We start from the raw sequence: 1,846 nt of genomic DNA, 5'->3' as shown, positions 1-1,846 counted from the left end.
ACCGCAGCTCTCCGGCGAGCTCTACTCACTAACCCCCCCCCCCGCGCCGGCCCCCCCCCCGGCGTCACCCGCTCGATCGGTACGTCGTGCCCGGACAGGGACGGGATCAGTCCTCGTCGGGCCCGTTGATCGCACCGCCGGCGCCGCCGCCGACGGCCGTCGCGTCCTCCTTCAGGTGGATGACGCCGTAGTGGTAGCCGTGCCGGCGGTACACCACGCTCGGCAGGCCGCTGTCCTTCTCCACGAACAGGTAGAAGTCGTGGCCGACGAGCTCCATCTCGTACAGCGCCTGGTCCAGCGACATCGGCGCGGCGGGGTGCGTCTTCTCGCGGACGACGAGCGGACCGTCGCCCTCCACCTCCAGGGATCCCATCATGGTCTTGCGGACCGCCCCGTTCATCGGGGTCTCGGTCGCCTCCGTCGCGGGGAGGGCGGCCAGTGCCGCCGTCGCCGCAGCGACGCTGACGGGGGTGCGGCCGTTGCCGCCCTTGTGCACCCGGCGCCGGTCCGCTGTCTTGCGGAGCTGGGCGTCGAGCTTCGCCGAGGCCAGGTCGAGCGCCGCGTACGGGTCGCTGGCGGCGGCCTCGGCCCGGATCACCGGGCCGCGGGTACGGAGAGTGATCTCCACCCGCTCGGACCGGTCGGCCTGCCGCGGGTTGTGCTCCTTGGACACCTCGACGTCGAGGCTGATCACCTTGCCGTCGAACTTCTGGACCTTCTCCAGCTTCTCGGCCACGTGCTCGCGGAACCTCTTGGGCACCTCGGTCTTGCGGCCCTTGACGACGATGTCCACGCAGAACTCCGATCCCTTGTGCTGTCGCCGATCCGGAACGCACCCGGACCGGACTGAGACCCAGCCGGACCAGCCGTGACGCCACCCGCCCCCCGCCTTCGCCGGGAGCGGCGAAACCGACTGGCCCTCTCTCACTTCCTCCCCACCAGGAGCGCCTGAAACCCCCTGTGTGCCTTATGGAACACCTCGGCAGGGGATTCCGCCTCCCCAGTCGAACAACGTAGCGAGACGGCGTCGGCTGCACAGCTGTTCACCACTGTTTACCCCCCACGGGGTGAAACACCGGCCAACATCTGGACAACACGCACCGGGGCGCCCACCGTATGGCTCAGTCCGCACCGCGGCAAGAGCCCGGCTGCGCCATCATCCGCCCCCGGCCCCGGCCGACGGCGGCGTTCGACGGGAGGTGTCCGTGACCCCGTCCGCCGCCCTGGCGGGGAGCGTTCCGGCCCTGCTGGACCTGCTGCTGCCCACCCGGTGCGCGGGGTGCGGGCAGGGGCGCGCCCAGCTCTGCGCGCGCTGCCGCGAGGCGCTCTCCGCAGCCTGCGCCGGGCCCGCCGACCCGGTGCCCCGACCGGCCGGGCTGCCCCCGGTGCACGCGTCCGCGGCCTACGCCGGACCGGTCCGGAGCCTGCTGATCACGCACAAGGAACGCGGGGCACTGGCCCTCGCCGGGCCGCTGGGCACCGCACTGGCCGGCGCCGTCCGCTCCGCCGTACCGGAGGGCCCCGGCGGCGGGCCGCTGCTGCTCGTCCCGGTGCCGTCCGCCCGCGGCGCCGTCCGCGCGCGCGGGCACGACCCCACCCTTCGCCTCGCCCGGGCGGCCGCCCGGGACCTGCGCCGTGCGGGCCTGCCCGCCCGGGCGGTGCCGGTGCTGCGACAGGTGCGCCCGGTGGCCGACCCGGCGGGACTCGGCGCGGCCGCCCGGCACCGCAATCTGCACGGTGCGCTCGGGGTGCCGCCGGGGCGGGGGGCCCGGGGGGGGGGGGGGCCGGGGGGGGCGGGGGGCGGGGGGGGGGAGCGCCCGGGCGCGCGCGGCGGCGGCGGGCCCGG

Annotated in this window: 2 protein-coding genes; one reads left to right on the top strand and one right to left on the bottom strand. The window is 75.6% G+C overall.

Going from position 1 to position 1,846, the window contains the following annotated elements:
• Window positions 1-106 precede the first annotated feature (106 nt).
• Window positions 107-793, bottom strand: a complete 687-nt coding sequence (gene hpf / locus ACFV0G_RS31575) for a ribosome hibernation-promoting factor, HPF/YfiA family (RefSeq protein ID WP_380555418.1) — start codon at window positions 791-793, stop codon at window positions 107-109.
• A gap of 412 nt (window positions 794-1,205) precedes the next feature.
• Here hpf and ACFV0G_RS31570 point away from each other — a divergent pair.
• A partial coding sequence (locus tag ACFV0G_RS31570; RefSeq protein WP_380555416.1) for a ComF family protein occupies window positions 1,206-1,846 on the top strand: 641 nt, incomplete at its 3' end.

It is taken from the genome of Kitasatospora sp. NPDC059571, assembly GCF_042735675.1.
GTDB lineage: Bacteria > Actinomycetota > Actinomycetes > Streptomycetales > Streptomycetaceae > Kitasatospora.
The sequence above is the reverse complement of the archived record's forward strand: the minus strand, read 5'-3'. Positions and strand labels throughout refer to the sequence as shown.